We start from the raw sequence: 16364 nt of genomic DNA, 5'->3' as shown, positions 1-16364 counted from the left end.
TACTGTAAAGAGTTCGATAATGAAGGCTTCTATGAAAAAGACAGCGCTGATAAAGAAAGTGATTTTATTTACGACCTTATGCGTTAGTGGTATTTCGGCAAGTTACGCACAAGCCATTGCAACGGTCAGTAAAAATCAAATCACTGAAAACGAAGTGATTAAGTTAATGGTATCTGTCGATAAAAGTGCAGACCAAAGTAAATTTGACCCTAGTCAACTCGCGCCTGATTTTCGCAGTGGCCAAGTCAGCTTTGGTAGTTCACGATCGCTAGTGAATGGCGATTACAGCGTACAAAGCCAGTGGACGGTTTCTATTGCCCCAACCAAAATGGGCACGTTAACCATTCCGAGTATGGATGTCGCAGGTGAGCAAACTAACCCAATAACGATTCGTGTGACTAAAGATGCGACCGCCCCAAAAAGCAGTGACGTAATCAAAGTCAGTGGTGGGTTAACCAAGGATGAATTGTATGAAGGCGAAACCGCTCAATTTAATGCCAAGATTGCTATTTTTGCAGATATTCGTCGTTTAAAAGATCCAAACATCATTACTCCACAAGGGAGTGGTATTGAGTTCTCTCCTATCGGAGAAAGTAAACAATACCAAACCGTAATTGATGGACTGCAAGCAACCGTAGTTGAACAAGCGTTTAGTGTGAGTGCAAACCAAGCCGGTCAATTAAGCTTTGATGGCTTGGCTTTCACTGGTGGCTTAGTACAAACTGATCGTTATGGCCGTAGTACTAAATTAATTCCACTGAACGTTAGCCCTAAACAGTATCAATTAACCGTATTAGCAAAACCCGCGGATTTCACAGGGACTTGGTTACCGACTACGGATTTAAAATTAGGGCAACAATGGTTAGTTGATGGCAAGCCACTAACAAGTACCACTGTAGAAGCGGGTACTGCCATTACTCGTCAAATCACCCTAATGATGGCAGATGTCCCACCAGAGAAATTACCAACGCTTGATATTAATTATCCTAAATCGGTTCGCATGTACGATGAGAAACCCGTAATCGGTAAAGACAGCCAAGGCAATAGCGTAATGACCATTAAACAAGTGATCATCCCTCATGCCAATGGTACGGTTCAATTACCCGCGGTTTCGATTCAATGGTGGAACAGTAAAACACGCCAGCCTGAGGTGGCAAAATTGGATTCATTGGCATTAACAGTGACCCCAAGCACTCAAATTAGCGAGCAAAAGATCGAGAGTCAAACAAATGCTCAACCTAAGAGAATACTAAAACGTGAAGTTGAACATGGTTTTTGGCCATATACAACGTTGGCTTTTGCTCTTTTATGGATATTAACAGTAATTGGTTGGTATATTAGCCGAACAAAAGGACACACTAAAAGCAACAATCTTGAAGGCAATAAAGTGATCATTGCCAATGGTAGTAAAGCTCTTATTTCTGCACTTGATAACAATAATATAATTCTTGCACACCAAATAATCTCAGATCATCATGAGCAATGGCGCAAGCAAGGTATTGATGTTGTTGAAGTTAAAGGATTAACAACCAAACTAAGTCAGCAAAAATACGCAAAAAATAGAGATAATAGCGCTGAAAAACAAATTATTAGCGAGATTAAAAAGAAATTAACGACTCTTAATAAATCCTTTCAACCTGATGTAGAACTTGAAAGATTATAACGGTTTTTAATTTCACTTAGCGTCCTTTCATTAAGGCTCGCGAGCTCGTCTCGCTGGCCTTTTTTATACATTGAATTCTGCTAGTCACACCTACTTTTAACATTATCTCTATCTTATTATTTACATTACTCTTTATTCATTAAACAAATTAAGCGTCATATCACATTACGTCCTACCCTACGCAAACGATCCCCCTCAAATATTCATATAAAAAAGCATGAATAATCACACAATTTTTTATTTTTGATTGACATCTATCTCATAAAACTCAATTATCAATACATCAAATGTTCACTACCATCGCATTTGCTCAGTATCATCTGAAACGGTGGCAGCGAGACGGATTTTCAAAGAAGATGCTCAAGCAGCATGTGATCAGTAAGGGTAAGTAGTATGACAACTAAATTAGAACAACTTCGTAAACTAACAACAGTAGTAGCAGATACCGGTGATATTGAAGCAATCGCAAAATACACACCAGAAGATGCAACCACTAACCCTTCTCTAATTTTAAAAGCAGCTCAAATCGCAGAATACGCACCACTGATTGATACTTCAATCGCTTATGCAAAAGAGCAAAGCAACGACAAAGCACAACAAGTGCAAGATACGTGTGACATGCTCGCTGTGAGCATCGGTAAAGAAATCCTTAAAGTAGTACCTGGTCGTATCTCTACTGAAGTAGACGCTTGTCTTTCTTACGACACTGAAGGCAGCATTGCAAAAGCTCGCCAACTGATCAAAATGTACAACGATGCTGGCATAACTAACGATCGCATTCTTATTAAACTGGCTTCAACGTGGGAAGGTATCCGCGCTGCTGAAGTTTTAGAAAAAGAAGGCATCAACTGTAACCTAACGCTTCTATTCTCTTTCGCTCAAGCGCGTGCATGTGCTGAAGCTGGCGTGTTCTTAATCTCTCCTTTTGTTGGTCGCATCATGGACTGGTACAAAGCAAAAGAAGGTCGTGATTTTGAAGCAAGCGAAGATCCAGGCGTAATCTCTGTTGCTGGTATTTACAACTACTACAAAGAACATGGCTACAACACAGTAGTGATGGGTGCAAGCTTCCGTAACATTGGTGAGATCCTTGAACTTGCAGGTTGTGACCGTCTAACTATCAGCCCTAACCTACTTCAAGAGCTTGAAGAAGCAACTGGCGAAGTTGTTGAGAAACTGATTGATACAAACGGCAATAAAGAACGTCCTGCTGCAATGACTCACGCTGAATTCTTATGGGATCACAACCAAGACCCAATGGCTGTTGAGAAACTGGCTGAAGGCATCCGTAACTTTGCGGTTGACCAAGGTAAGCTAGAAGACATGATCGCATCTAAGCTATAAAACATAATTTCAAATTGGGCTGATATTCATCGGCCCTTCTTTTATTCAAATATTCGAGTTAATCATTATGAATCGTAAACATTTAGCTAATGCTATCCGTGCTCTAAGCATGGACGGCGTACAACAAGCAAACTCTGGCCACCCTGGCGCACCTATGGGCATGGCTGACATCGCTGAAGTTCTTTGGCGTTCACACCTAAACCATAACCCTGCAAATCCTGAGTGGGCTGATCGCGACCGTTTTATTCTTTCTAACGGCCACGGCTCTATGTTGATTTATTCTCTGCTTCACCTAGCAGGTTATGAGTTACCAATTGAAGAGCTTAAAAACTTCCGTCAACTGCATTCTAAAACTCCAGGTCACCCTGAGTACGGTTATGCACCGGGTATCGAAACAACAACAGGTCCTCTAGGCCAAGGCATCACGAATGCAGTTGGTATGGCGATGGCTGAAAAAGCATTAGCAGCACAATTCAATAAAGAAGGCCACGACATCGTTGACCACTTCACTTATGCATTTATGGGTGATGGCTGTCTGATGGAAGGTATCTCTCACGAAGCGTGTTCTTTAGCGGGTACTTTAGGTCTTGGTAAGTTAGTTGCTTTCTGGGATGACAACGGTATCTCTATCGATGGTGAAGTTGAAGGTTGGTTCTCTGACGATACACCTAAACGTTTTGAAGCGTACGGTTGGCACGTAATTTCTGCTGTCGATGGTCACGATGCTGACGCAATCAATGCCGCTATCATCGCAGCTAAAGCAGATCCTCGCCCTACTCTGATCTGTACTAAAACTATCATCGGTTTTGGTTCTCCAAACAAACAAGGTACACACGACTGTCACGGTGCTCCACTAGGCGCTGAAGAAATTAAAGCAGCGAAAGCACAATTAGGTTGGGAGCACGACGCATTTGAAATTCCGCAAGAAGTTTACGCAGAATGGGACGCGAAAGAAGCAGGCGCAGCTAAGGAAGCGTCGTGGAACGAGAAATTTGCAGCTTATGAAGCAGCATACCCAGAGCTTGCAGCCGAGTTTACTCGCCGCGTAAACGGTGATTTACCAAAAGAGTGGAAAGAAAAAGCATCGGCAATCATTGCTGATCTTCAAGCTAACCCTGCAAACATCGCTTCACGTAAAGCTTCTCAAAACGCACTAGAAGCATTTGGTGCTATGCTACCTGAATTTATGGGCGGCTCTGCTGACCTTGCACCTTCTAATCTAACTATGTGGTCTGGTTCTAAATCGCTTGAAGCAACAAACTTCTCTGGTAACTACATTCACTACGGTGTTCGTGAATTCGGTATGACAGCTATCATGAACGGTATCGCACTACACGGTGGTTTCGTACCATACGGCGCGACTTTCCTAATGTTCATGGAGTACGCTCGTAACGCAATGCGCATGGCAGCACTGATGAAAGTGCAAAACATCCAAGTTTACACGCATGATTCTATCGGCCTTGGTGAAGATGGTCCAACTCACCAACCAGTTGAGCAAATCGCTTCTCTTCGTCTAACACCAAACATGAGCACATGGCGTCCATGTGACCAAGTTGAATCTGCAGTGGCTTGGAAGCTAGCAATTGAGCGTCGCGATGGTCCATCAGCACTTATCTTCTCTCGTCAAAATCTTGCACAACAAGATCGTGATGCAGAGCAAGTAGCTAACATTGCTAAAGGTGGCTACATTCTTAAAGATTGTGAAGGCCAACCTGAGCTAATCTTTATCGCAACAGGCTCTGAAGTTCAGCTTGCGGTTGAAGCGGCGGCTCAACTAACTGCTGAAGGCAAAGCGGTACGTGTTGTATCAATGCCTGCAACTGATGCATTTGATAAGCAAGATGAAGCTTACCGTGAATCAGTACTTCCATCAGCAGTAACAAAACGTGTTGCTATTGAAGCGGGTATTGCTGACTTCTGGTTCAAGTACGTTGGTTTAAACGGCAAGATCATCGGTATGACAACGTTTGGCGAATCAGCACCGGCTGAAGAACTATTCAAAATGTTTGGTTTCACTACTGAAAATGCAGTGAAAACAGCAAAAGAATTGTTAGCTTAATCACTAAATAAAAAGGAGCTACTCGTATTTAACGATTGGCTCCTTCAAAAAAAGCCCCATTATCTTACATAGATATGGGGCTTTTTAATGTCGATAGATAATTTAGTTTGCTAATACTTTGGTTTTATATCTATCTGGTTCTGTAGAGTTTTCTGGCAACGTTTTAAAACGTTTATGTAACCACATCCATTGAGACGGTTTTTTCTTTATTAAGCGTTCGATTTCCTGATTAAGAACCGTCGCAGCTGTAATTGCATCTCTACGTGGGATCTCTGCACTTAAATCATCACCCACTTCTAACGTATAATGCCCAGCTTCTCTGATACTCGTTCCAGACATCACTGCACATTTCGTCATATCAATTAAAAAGCTTGAGCCTGTTGTTGTTGCTGCTTCTTGAACCGCAAAGAATGGAACAAAAACAGAGTTACGTCTCCCATAATCATGATCAGGCAAGTACCACAAACGATTACCAGACTTAAGCACTTTAATCATGCTTTTTACATCATGACGATCAATCATTTGATGGCCTTTACGCGTGCGTCCTCGGTGCTGAATAAACTCATAAACAGGATTACTGTTCGCACGATACACACCATAGCCAGGAGCAAAAAGACTAAAAATACGAGCTGTCATTTCTAAATTTAAAAAATGACAACAAACAACAAGCACACCTCGTCCCTCTTTTTCTTGCTCTAAGATCTTATCCTTACCAATAATAGAGATATGACGCTTAACTCGCCAATCAGGCCAGAACCAGGCCATTCCCGTTTCAATCACTGCCAAGCCAGTATTTTTAAAATTCTCAAGAACCAACTTTTCTATTTCGACGGATGAATACAGAGGAAAACATAACATTAAATTCTTTCTAGCTATATCTGCACGCTTCTTTAAAAAGTGTTGAGACAAACGACCAATACCACCACCTAGAGCTTTAAGCATAAAAAAAGGAAGTGCGTTAACTAAAAAGGCAAGAAGAGAAAAGGATAGCCACACTAACCAATATTTTGGAGACAACAGCGCCCATGAAAATTTAGGACTTGGAACTGTTTTCATTTTTTAACCTTATTAAAACTAAGACAATAGTCATAGTAATGCTACAAAAGTGTAATTTTAGTAGAAAATCATAGATAGCTCAATTTAAGTTTATCTAATTTGAATAATTTAATATGAAAACTTATATTGAAAAGATAGGTAAGCATATTACCTATCTTGTGGAAAGTATGACTTCACTCGAATAATGACCAAATATATAATATTAATTATTTAACATCATCATTATTTACAGTTTCATAAATTTCTTTTAATAACGTTGACTCTATATTAACCAATCCATTAGAAAGATGTATATAATTACCATCTGTTACACTTAGTAATATATTCTTTCTAATTAATTCACTTTCTTTAGATTCTTTATTTTGAAAATGAAAATGTTGTATTTTTTCATAGACCATTTCTGATATTTGGTCTATTTGCTCTTGAGTTAAACAAACACGAGACATTCCAACTTCAGGTCTATAATTCTGAGATAATACTTCTAATCTTAATTTTTCAGTAAAGAGTTCATCTAATTTTGAACCTTCAAAAAACGTATAATATGGAGGTGTTAAAAAACAAGGAACACCATCTGAACGTAGCTCCAACAAACCAAGTATTTCAAGAGATCTTAAATAAATGTAAATACTTTGCTCAGATAAATCAGATTCTTTAGCAACCTCTTCAACCGAGCTCCCCTTCACATGAACTTCATAAAAGAAATCATAAAGATAAGGGTGGTTAAAAAACACCTCATCTAAGACTTCGGTTCTTGTCCCTTCTTCTTTATTATGAATATCACGTGCAATTTGAGAGAGTTCCTCTATATTGGTATTCAATACCGTCGCATATTCCATTAGTTTATCTATGCCTATAGAATTACTATGAAAATGACGTTTTAATGTCGATATAGGAACATTAACTCTTAATGACAATTCATTATAAGTTAGATTGTTTTCCTTAAGTTTAACTCTTAAAGCATTTAATAATAGACTTGCACAAAACCCCATAACTACTTCCTTGCTGTTATTAAGCGATTAAAATAACGTTACTGTATATTATTCATAATTACTAGCTTAGTTTCATTATTTGGTGTTATGAAACTCAAAAAATAAAACCTTACTATCAATAAATGTATAACCTGTTGCGTATTCACCGCATCAAAGGTTACAAATATGTTACATCGTCAATATTATGACGAGACCATAATTAAAATAACAATGTCAGTTTCTGCTCATAGATGAGCATTATTAATACATGGAAGTCACGCATGCAGACAAGAAAAATAAATGTGTCAGTGCTGTCTAGCTTTATTGCCTGCACTTTAGCACTAGTACACCCAGCATTCGCTGATGAAGCAAGTGAATCTAATGACATCAAACAAGAAAGCATATCATGGGGCGGGTCCTTATCCCTAGGTTACGACAGTAACTTTTTCCAAGAGTCGGATTATCGTTCAAACAGAGCGGTTTCATTCCATGGTTCACTTTATTTAAGCTTTTGGGATAATTACTCCCTATATGCCAATTCTGGAGGCTACCGTACTTTACAGTATGCAGAAGCATATTACTCAACAGACACAGTTATAGGATTATCACGTTCGTCATTATTCACTTTTGGAGAGTCTGGAAAAATAGGAATGAGCGGTCAATTCTCAATCCCTACTTCTGAATTTTCACAAGACAGCCATTTAAATACTGCTTTTAGAGTTCAAACCCCAATCTCATTTAAGCTTTTGGATATTAATATGACTGTCGCGCCTAGGGTACGTAAAAACTTTCACCAATATACAACCTCTCCTACTGGAACCGTGAATATCTCTTGGGGATTATCACTGCTTCTCTCTGCAAATTATTCTTATGATGATGCTTTTTTCTTTGCATCAGCCCTGGGCGGGACCTCAATCAATTACAACGGTCGATGGGCTGACGGGTACAGCTATGGTGGCAGTTTTGGGGCTGGCTATAAAGTACTCGAAGACTTATCAATTTCTTTAACCTTTGCTTCTTCAGGCGTATACACGGATGCAGCGCAAGGCACTCTAGGTAGCTTTGACATTTTTGATGAAGCCAAAGCAACTTACTCACTTGGAATGACCTATTCATTTTAAGGAAGTACAATAAAAACAGGATGTTAACGTATGAATTATAGAAAACTTTCCCTAACAGCAGCAATCGCAGTTGCCCTTACAGGTTGCGCTCCAGAAGAACAGGAATACGATACACTTGATAAAGACTTAACCCAAGTTCAGGTGCAAGATCTCCGCGTAGAAGGTCGCTGGTTCTATGCGCCAACTACAGGTGCAGCACCTCGCTTTGCCGTAACACAGTTCCCCTTCTTACAAGGCATGGGAAGATACGTTGAACTTTGTTTTTCAGATGAAGGGTTAGAAGTTCGTGGTTACGATAATAACAATCCGGACCTTACCCTACCAAAAGATAAAAATGGATTCTGTTTGCCACAAGACCAAAATAACATCGGTTCAGATGACCAAGTTAACTTTCCTCATGTCATGACCATCCCTGGAAGCTACGCAAAATATCAATGTCGTGAAGACAGCTATGGAGATTGTACTAATGTTGAAGAAACTGATTCAGATCCAAACCTTGGCAATACCACCTTTAGAAACAATACCCATTTTACGCCGGATCCTGAATCAACACTTGTTAGTGACTTAAACTGGGATGAGTTATATGGAACCAAAGATGGCTTAACACCTCAAGGCTCACCAGAAGTGATCTCGTGGGAGTTTGATCCAAAGAAAGGTGTATTAAACTTCGAACTTGAACAAACATTTAAGATCAATTTTGACAAGCTATCTCGCTATATGGATTGGTCGGCAATGGAAGAAGAGATGGCAAAAGGCTCATTCAAATCTCGCTTCTATTACTCTCTAGTTCATGAAAGTCATTTAGCATCAAGTGACTATCAACCAGTGCTATACCCTGTTAATGATGAAAATGACATTGGATTTTTTACAACAACAACAAAGAAAAAAGACCCTACAACTAACAAATATGATTCTGTTACTTACTTAAATCGTTTTAATCCAAACAAAGGCACAATCAAGTATTATTTGTCGGATAACTTCTTTGAAGAAAAAAATAAAATCTTTTTAGATTCAACAATTAAGACCATTAATAAAATGAATGAAACTCTACGCTTACTTGAGTCAAATTCAAATAAACCTATGCTTGAAATTGTAAACAAAACTGAAGGTATGGGCATTCACGCGGGTGATTTACGTTATAACGTGATTAACCTCGTTGATGAGCCACTAGATAATGGTTTATTAGGCTATGGTCCATCTATTGCTAACCCTATTACAGGAGAGATAATCAAAGCTCACGTAAATCAATATTCAGGGGTTGCTAGAACTGGCGTACCTTATTATTGGGATAACATGGCCCGTTTATACAACCGCGGGCAACTCGAGTTAAATGGACTTACCTCTGTTGATGAAACACCTACTGTTGCTTCTCGTATCGCATTACAAAAAAATAAACAAGTTGCATCAAACTTAGAAATAAACCATGCCGGTCATAACCATGTTACAACCTCTTTAGATGAGCAAAACGTCATTCAACTTTTAGCTCAACAAAGCATTAAAAACAAATTATCCCCAACAAAACTTGGGCAAATGCATGATGACATGGACCTAGAAAAAATTGTTCAAGCTGAAGAAGATCGCATTGCATTTTGGAGCGAAAATAATGTTTATCCTATTGAAGCCTCTTGGGTATCTTCTTCAAGTAAAGCTGTTATTGATAACCTACCTTTAACTGATGAAGGTTACTTTACTACCGTTACTGATAGTGAATCGGGCATTGTAACGAAAAAATTAAAAGCGTGGTCAGATTTACCTAAAAATCTAAAAACAATCGCAGCGGATGCTATTACGGTAACAACATATGCAAATACACTCGTCCACGAAATTGGTCATAATGTAGGCTTACGTCATAACTTCAAAGGATCTAATGACATTGATAACTACTTATCAAAAGAACAATCTAAACTTCTTGGGTTGAGTAATGTGCCGGCATACAGTTCAACCATGGATTATGCACCAAGTATGCTAGATGAAATCCCTACATGGGGATTATACGACTTAGCTGCGTTTAAATTTGCTTATGGTCGTAAACTAGACCTTGTTGAAGCCTCACCAATGACTCATGAGCAACGCTCAGCAGATGGAGGCGAAGCTGCATACTCTAATTCTTTTTATCATAGATACGGTACAACAGCTGACAATAATTCTTTAATGGTTTGTACTGAACAATCTGCCATTCTTAATAATTCAGGTCAACCAACGGGCCAATCAAATTATACGTGTGATTTCTCTCGTCTAGATACTGCAGCATTAAATGGCAATCCTCAAGCAGAGCACGGGGTGCTTTACTACCTTGATGACATACTTGGCTTCACACGTAAAGCCTATGCATTCTGTACAGATGGTAATGTTTCCTTAAACAGTGATTGTAACCGTTTTGATGAAGGAACTAACCTTCAAGAAATCGCTACGTATCAATGGCAACGATACCTTGATAGCTATGATTCAAGAAATGCTGGATTGTACCGAGATGGAATGTTCAATTCAGATTACCCGTCATACATTATCCGCCGATTCCGTGAAATGAATACGGTTCGAGATATGATTGAAGATAATGAACGCATTGATACCTTATTCCATGACTATGGTGATGCATCACCTTCAGATAAACCGACAGAATTTTTACAACGAGTTGCCGCTAATCCAAGCACCTGTACTTACTCATCAGATAAAGAACTTACTGCAGGAAATTCATGGCTATGTGACTACGCTTATGGTGCAACTAAGGCTTCTGAGTTCTTTTTAGATATTTTAAGAACACCAGAGTCACAATGTATAATTACAGACCGCTTAGGTGTTATGCGTAGTATCTCTCTTGGAGAAACATTGAGTGCCCAAAGCTATAAGATACCAAGTGACTATGATATTACTCGTGCAAACTGTTTTGATGAAGTAGCAAAACCAATCATTGAAAGCTTACATGGCGCTACTGCTATTCATGCAAAATCAATTAACTCTAAGTTTTTAAACTCAGTGAGTTCATTTGACCCAGCAAATCCATATTCAAATGCAGTTTCAGTACTCGGCATGTGGCCAGACAAAGGGCTAGCAAGCGATCAATTAGCTCGTCGCTATTCTTCACGTCATACCGATGAAGCAGCTTATGCGTCATTGCTAGATTTACCTGGGGTAAAAGCTGAATACGATGCAATCATGGCACATTTAATTGCCAAAGAACCATTGGTTAATGCAGTGGCATTTGTTGACAATACTGGCGCAGTTTATGAGCCAACAATTGATGTGAACTTACATGTCACACAATTGGTTGAATCATTGCCTCCACTACCTCAAGGAATTTTAAATTTTTATAACTTAAGTAATTACGCACGTACAGACATGTCAACCATGATCTTATCTATGGGTACAGACATGATGACAACAAGAGACTTTACCTTTGCTGAAACGGCTAAGAAACAAAGGAATAGTTTAACAAAACAATTGGACCACTATGGCTTATTAAACGATGATGCTATTACCGTTTCTTTAGAAGGTATTAGCTATAAAATTACTAAAGATAATGTTCTAGCAAACCGTATTGCTTCTAAACTATTTACGAGCGAAGGTTACAATGCAAAAGTCGCACTAGACCAAACATCAGCTGAAACACTAGATTCCATTCTATCAGCATGGGAGCCCGTTGCTGGATTTCAATCAAATTTCCATACTCCAATACTTGCTTTAGATGCCCCATTTATTGAGCTTATTGTAAATTCATATAAAGCACAAATTGCCTCAGGTGAAGCCGATTTAACATTTGAAAAAGTCGTTGATGGCGTACTAGCTCAAGACGGTGTCGTTTATGACGCTGAGACTGATATGATTACTTACAATGGTGGAAAATCTCACACGAAAAACAGCGTAACCGTTATTATTGACTATACATTAGCTTATGTGAATGCAGGTCTAGACCCTCAATTACTAACCGCAAGTTTTGCTTTATATAATGGTTACACTATAGCCAGTGATACTGAGAGGTTTGCTTGGACGCTAACACACAGCATGGTTACCTCTTACTTATCAGGTGACTATACAAATATGGTCGGACAACATTACGAAACCCTTCGTAAACTACCAGTCAAAAACGTATATTAATTTAGTTATTATAACATCTCTAAAAAGCCAGCTATCACGCTGGCTTTTTATATTCCAAAACAATAAGAATCTAAAGAACCGTAATCACATCTTTAAACGCTTTACGAGACTTAGGTAAGGATGCATTATAATCTTCACTTGCATGATGATAACCAATCGCTAAAGCAACATGGCACTCATACCCAGCGAGTTCGTCAGAAAAAATCTCATTCAATAATTCAGAATCCACCCCTTCCATTGTTGTTGAATCGATGTTTAATCGAGCTAACGTATGTAGAGCATTGCCTAACGCTAAGTACACTTGAGGTTTAGTCCATGCTTTATGTTGACCATTCTCATCACAATTTAATTCAACAAATTTAAATGAACCAAATGCCGCTTCTTTTTGCTCTTCAGTGATTCGATTATCTTGCACCGCTTTATTCAATACCAGTTCGTAATCATTACGTGAATATGTCAACTTATTAGCAAACAAGATCACATGAGAGCACGCTTTAATATGGTGCTGATTAAACTGATGCATGTTAGCAAAAGAATCATGCATCCGTTGTTTTGCTTCCTCAGACTCGATAACAACAAACTTCCATGGTTGAGAGTTAATTGATGAGGCAGATAGGCGTAATGCTTCTAATAACACAGCAAGATCATCTTGAGATATTTTTTTACTTGGATCGTATTTCTTCGCGGTATAACGACTTTCTAAATCATTGATAATCTCATGTTTCATAATCATTCACCTATTATCAGTTCAATTCAGTTAAAATTTTAGTAATACGAGTGTACACACCAACGCTAACGAGTCAATTTACTCATCAATCGTGACCTTATTACGTCCACTTTCTTTAGATACATACAACGCAGCATCAGCACGCTTATAAGCATCTGTAAACGAAACATCATTAGCAATAACTCCCCCCAAAGAAATAGTTACGGGAATCCCTTTTATCTTTTCCTTTTCAATAGCACATCGAATGTTCTCAGCTTTTTTTTCTAATCCTTTTTGAGACAAAGAATCAAACACAATAATAAATTCTTCGCCACCCCAACGGATCGCGATATCTTTAACTTGGATATTATTTAAAATTCGGTCAGCGACTTCTTGAATCACATCATCCCCTTTCTTGTGACCATAGGTATCATTGATACGCTTGAAATGATCAATATCAATTAAGAGCAATGAATGAGATTTCATTTTTTGTAATCGTTTTTCATAATAATCACGACGATAAAAGCCAGTCATACGATCAAACTGTAGCAAGTATTTACGGCGATTAAAGTTCAATATTAAAAAATAAAGTGTGAAAGAAAATAATAAAGATGGGAATAATACTACTTTAACGATATCAACCAACTTGATCCCTAACGTGATTTTTTCTTCTTCTGAACAAGGTAAAAATAATGATTTTTTATAGCGACTTCCTACGTCATGACTATTAATAACCGTGTTATATTTATCATTAAATTGAGTCACCATATCTGAAAACAAAGACGCTTTAAGATCAATTACTAACAGTGAATCTAAATGTTTATTATTATATATAGAATAATAAATCGAGCGTACTTCTTGATTAGTTTGTTGTTCAATGTACTTTTCAGTTAACTTTAAATTACACCCATAAAAAGATTGATATGTTGCATTAAGACTTTTCTTATCAACAATATCTTCTATCACATTTTCATGATTAAGCCCTTTAAAAAACATTTCATATTGTTTTCTAAGAGGGTCAAAGTGCATGTAGTTAGAAGGACTTTGGAAAACAGCAACAGTCCACACATTATTACCAACTAACTTCTCCAACTCGACTCTTAACTTTCTGATCCCTGGAGACAATACCTTAACTTGGCTATCACGATTAACAATAATACTAACGTTATTTCGGTCATAATTTCCCTTTTCTAAAAATGTTGAATCAGTATTATTATAATAAGAAGAAAAACGGCGAGTTATGGAATAGATATCTTTATAATCCTCAACAACACTCCGCTCTAACCGATTTAAAGATATGACATTAAAGAAAAAATAAGATATTGAAAATAAGGAAATAATCACACACAGTATCTTTAAAAAAATAGAGATACCTTTCGTTATTTCCTTTTTTTGTCTACTTAGCATTTGTTTTCCATCACAAAAAAGAATCAAATATATAGTAAGAAGTTATCATATCAACGTCGAATCTCATAAAAAGAGATAGCCTCTCGATTTTGAGACCAAAAACGAAATTAGATAACAAAATCATCAATTGTCTATATACATCAACAACATCCCATCAGTCATTAATTCAGCAAACCAATACTTAGCTTTTAAAAAACAAACCATTATTACTTGCAATTTACAAAAATGATTATTTTTACATTCGGAATGATATTAGTGATTTTTCTGTGAAGTTAATAGATTTTCTATTAAAAAATATATGCTAGGGTTTTATTCACTAACTAAAAAAGGAGAAGGATTATTATGAAACCTGAATTTGTGTACAGCGTTCCTGAAGAATTAGGCTCAACCGGCCAAGCTACAGCAGAAAGAGAGGCTGAGGCACTTTACTCTGAATTAACGGACAAGGGTGCTAGAAACATGACAGAAATTAAAATTGAAATAAAAGACATGAATGTCATTGCAAGTTGGGTTATAGATGGTGAAAGGTATTATAATAACTAATCCCTAGCCTATAAAAAAAGGGCCGCAAAAATGCAGCCCTAAAATTTGTCTTATGCCTCTAAAATAAATATTACCGTTTATTCGAATTTCACCACCGCAGCCTAATGCAAGACGAGATAAGTCATCGGCATGAGTACTATTAATGATGCAGTAATTGCCGCTTGCTTCCGTAATCGCGGTTAAATCCCCTACTGTTAACTTATGCGGTTGTTCAGGGTTTAACTTGTTGCGTAGCATTGTTGGGTTTATTCCACACTGCTTTGCTACTTGTTCCATGTTTTCTGAATCTGCAAATGCGTAACATGCATTGTCAAAAGCATTTTGTTTAGGCTCACGTAAATCGCACATTGAGCTATTCCTCTATCTGTCCGATACTCAAATGACAAAACCAAGGGAAACCAGAACTACAATTGCAACGATGATTTCCAATGTTGTCGGTTCGTTTTGGTTTGATTGGTTAGCCATCGCGTTAACCCAAGTAGCTAAGAGCTTCACGAGTAGCAAGCTCTTGCATTGCAATTACGTTTACTAATGGGGTTTCTTTAGGTAAGGCTTTCTTTTTAAGGATCAATTTACCTTGCGCAGCCCAATCTTTAAGAGTGCGTTTCGGCATACCTGAGTGACGAGAATATTCGTCCAAAGTCATAAATGGTGCAGGAATAACTATTTGAAATGACAACATGGTGGTATCCTTTATGGTTATCGAATTGTTTAACTTTGTTTGCAACCGTACAACTCCGCCCGAGTTGATAATGCAACTTTAGATCGAGAATGCAACTTATGCAAGCTAAAATTGAAGCTCCAGACTATTTAAATGGTCGAGATGTCGTAGAAAACTTAAAAAACGTGACGAAAAGTAGAGATTTATTAGCTCTTGCTGACGTCATCGGCGTACCAAGATCTACAATCTCGACATGGAATACACGCAACATGACTCCTTTTGAAGTGCTAATTCGCATTCATTTGGAAACTGGTGTGTCAATGAAGTGGCTTGCATTAGGTATTGGCGAGGCTTTTCCTGAAAGTGAAGAATCTAAAGTTGCAAATGCAACATCGATTGATAGCTTTAGATTGCGTTCAGGAGTCTTGGAAGAAACAAACTCGTTTGTTTTAGATAAGAGCATCTGTGATGAATTAGAGACTGAAAATCTAATTTTAGTAAAAGAAGACTCTCAAAGACTGCTTATTGATAAAGAATCTATACATGCAACATCTGGAAAGTATTTAATTGATATGGATGGTTCGTTCTCGATCAACGAACTACAGCGCCTACCGGGTAAGAAATTAGCGATCAGTTTTAATGGCTCTACTATTAATGTATCAGAAGATGATATTAAGGTAGTTGGCCGTGTGGCTATGGTGATGGGGAAGGAATAAAAAGGAGGCTTCAGAGCCTCCCCTTTTA

The 16364-nt window shown here is 38.0% G+C and carries 13 protein-coding genes; 7 read left to right on the top strand and 6 right to left on the bottom strand.

The features are described from left to right. Window positions 1-31 precede the first annotated feature (31 nt). The 3 genes from AC2IP4_RS18815 (at window position 32) to tkt (ending at window position 5066) form a co-directional block, all read left to right on the top strand. Window positions 32-1663, top strand: coding sequence for a BatD family protein (locus AC2IP4_RS18815; protein WP_486310845.1), 1632 nt, complete (start codon window positions 32-34; stop codon window positions 1661-1663). A gap of 393 nt (window positions 1664-2056) precedes the next feature. Then, window positions 2057-3007, top strand: coding sequence for a transaldolase (gene tal / locus AC2IP4_RS18810; protein ID WP_486307427.1), 951 nt, complete (start codon window positions 2057-2059; stop codon window positions 3005-3007). A gap of 67 nt (window positions 3008-3074) precedes the next feature. Beyond that, the gene (tkt, locus tag AC2IP4_RS18805; protein ID WP_375320685.1) at window positions 3075-5066 is read left to right on the top strand and encodes a transketolase; all 1992 of its coding nucleotides are present in this window, start codon (window positions 3075-3077) and stop codon (window positions 5064-5066) included. A 102-nt stretch (window positions 5067-5168) separates the two neighbouring features. Here tkt and AC2IP4_RS18800 read toward each other — a convergent pair whose 3' ends face one another. Both AC2IP4_RS18800 and AC2IP4_RS18795 read right to left on the bottom strand, forming a co-directional pair. Beyond that, window positions 5169-6122, bottom strand: a complete 954-nt coding sequence (locus AC2IP4_RS18800) for a Kdo(2)-lipid IV(A) acyltransferase (protein WP_105055891.1) — start codon at window positions 6120-6122, stop codon at window positions 5169-5171. A gap of 206 nt (window positions 6123-6328) precedes the next feature. Beyond that, complete coding sequence (locus AC2IP4_RS18795) at window positions 6329-7111, bottom strand: helix-turn-helix domain-containing protein (RefSeq protein WP_486310844.1); 783 nt, start codon at window positions 7109-7111, stop codon at window positions 6329-6331. 260 nt (window positions 7112-7371) lie between these two features. Here AC2IP4_RS18795 and AC2IP4_RS18790 point away from each other — a divergent pair, with 260 nt between their 5' ends. Together AC2IP4_RS18790 and AC2IP4_RS18785 are read left to right on the top strand one after the other, a co-directional pair. Continuing rightward, complete coding sequence (locus AC2IP4_RS18790; RefSeq protein ID WP_486310843.1) at window positions 7372-8211, top strand: hypothetical protein; 840 nt, start codon at window positions 7372-7374, stop codon at window positions 8209-8211. Between the two features lie 30 nt (window positions 8212-8241). Continuing rightward, window positions 8242-12303 (top strand): zinc-dependent metalloprotease, encoded by a 4062-nt coding sequence (locus AC2IP4_RS18785; protein ID WP_486310842.1) that lies wholly within the window; start codon window positions 8242-8244, stop codon window positions 12301-12303. A gap of 70 nt (window positions 12304-12373) precedes the next feature. On the opposite strand, the gene AC2IP4_RS18780 is transcribed toward AC2IP4_RS18785, so the two are convergent. Together AC2IP4_RS18780 and AC2IP4_RS18775 are read right to left on the bottom strand one after the other, a co-directional pair. Next, window positions 12374-13030, bottom strand: coding sequence for an NAD(P)H-dependent oxidoreductase (locus tag AC2IP4_RS18780; protein WP_375320689.1), 657 nt, complete (start codon window positions 13028-13030; stop codon window positions 12374-12376). A gap of 78 nt (window positions 13031-13108) precedes the next feature. Further along, on the bottom strand, window positions 13109-14416 hold the full coding sequence (locus tag AC2IP4_RS18775) for a GGDEF domain-containing protein (RefSeq protein ID WP_375320690.1): 1308 nt from the start codon (window positions 14414-14416) through the stop codon (window positions 13109-13111). Window positions 14417-14758: 342 nt separating this feature from the next. Here AC2IP4_RS18775 and AC2IP4_RS18770 point away from each other — a divergent pair, with 342 nt between their 5' ends. Further along, complete coding sequence (locus AC2IP4_RS18770; protein ID WP_375320691.1) at window positions 14759-14959, top strand: hypothetical protein; 201 nt, start codon at window positions 14759-14761, stop codon at window positions 14957-14959. Window positions 14960-14962: 3 nt separating this feature from the next. Here the strand turns inward: AC2IP4_RS18770 and AC2IP4_RS18765 are convergent, their stop codons facing one another. Together AC2IP4_RS18765 and AC2IP4_RS18760 are read right to left on the bottom strand one after the other, a co-directional pair. Further along, window positions 14963-15307, bottom strand: coding sequence for a phage regulatory CII family protein (locus AC2IP4_RS18765; RefSeq protein ID WP_375320692.1), 345 nt, complete (start codon window positions 15305-15307; stop codon window positions 14963-14965). Between the two features lie 121 nt (window positions 15308-15428). After that, a complete protein-coding gene (locus AC2IP4_RS18760; RefSeq protein WP_023604564.1) occupies window positions 15429-15641 on the bottom strand; it encodes a hypothetical protein in 213 nt (70 codons plus the stop codon). Between the two features lie 89 nt (window positions 15642-15730). On the opposite strand from AC2IP4_RS18760, the gene AC2IP4_RS18755 reads away from it, so the two are divergent. Continuing rightward, the gene (locus AC2IP4_RS18755) at window positions 15731-16336 is read left to right on the top strand and encodes a phage repressor protein CI (protein ID WP_486310841.1); all 606 of its coding nucleotides are present in this window, start codon (window positions 15731-15733) and stop codon (window positions 16334-16336) included. The last annotated feature ends 28 nt before the right edge of the window (window positions 16337-16364 follow it).

Source organism: Aliivibrio thorii, assembly GCF_057368585.1.
The sequence above is the reverse complement of the archived record's forward strand: the minus strand, read 5'-3'. Positions and strand labels throughout refer to the sequence as shown.

Bases quoted from the DNA above. Each gene is read 5' to 3' on its own strand.
- AC2IP4_RS18815 (WP_486310845.1), top strand. From the start codon at position 32: ATGAAAAAGACAGCGCTGATAAAGAAAGTGATTTTATTTACGACCTTA.
- AC2IP4_RS18780 (WP_375320689.1), bottom strand. From the start codon at position 13,030: ATGAAACATGAGATTATCAATGATTTAGAAAGTCGTTATACCGCGAAG.
- AC2IP4_RS18760 (WP_023604564.1), bottom strand. From the start codon at position 15,641: ATGTTGTCATTTCAAATAGTTATTCCTGCACCATTTATGACTTTGGAC.
- AC2IP4_RS18795 (WP_486310844.1), bottom strand. From the start codon at position 7,111: ATGGGGTTTTGTGCAAGTCTATTATTAAATGCTTTAAGAGTTAAACTT.
- AC2IP4_RS18790 (WP_486310843.1), top strand. From the start codon at position 7,372: ATGCAGACAAGAAAAATAAATGTGTCAGTGCTGTCTAGCTTTATTGCC.
- AC2IP4_RS18755 (WP_486310841.1), top strand. From the start codon at position 15,731: ATGCAACTTATGCAAGCTAAAATTGAAGCTCCAGACTATTTAAATGGT.
- AC2IP4_RS18775 (WP_375320690.1), bottom strand. From the start codon at position 14,416: ATGCTAAGTAGACAAAAAAAGGAAATAACGAAAGGTATCTCTATTTTT.
- AC2IP4_RS18785 (WP_486310842.1), top strand. From the start codon at position 8,242: ATGAATTATAGAAAACTTTCCCTAACAGCAGCAATCGCAGTTGCCCTT.
- tal (WP_486307427.1), top strand. From the start codon at position 2,057: ATGACAACTAAATTAGAACAACTTCGTAAACTAACAACAGTAGTAGCA.
- AC2IP4_RS18765 (WP_375320692.1), bottom strand. From the start codon at position 15,307: ATGTGCGATTTACGTGAGCCTAAACAAAATGCTTTTGACAATGCATGT.
- AC2IP4_RS18800 (WP_105055891.1), bottom strand. From the start codon at position 6,122: ATGAAAACAGTTCCAAGTCCTAAATTTTCATGGGCGCTGTTGTCTCCA.
- AC2IP4_RS18770 (WP_375320691.1), top strand. From the start codon at position 14,759: ATGAAACCTGAATTTGTGTACAGCGTTCCTGAAGAATTAGGCTCAACC.
- tkt (WP_375320685.1), top strand. From the start codon at position 3,075: ATGAATCGTAAACATTTAGCTAATGCTATCCGTGCTCTAAGCATGGAC.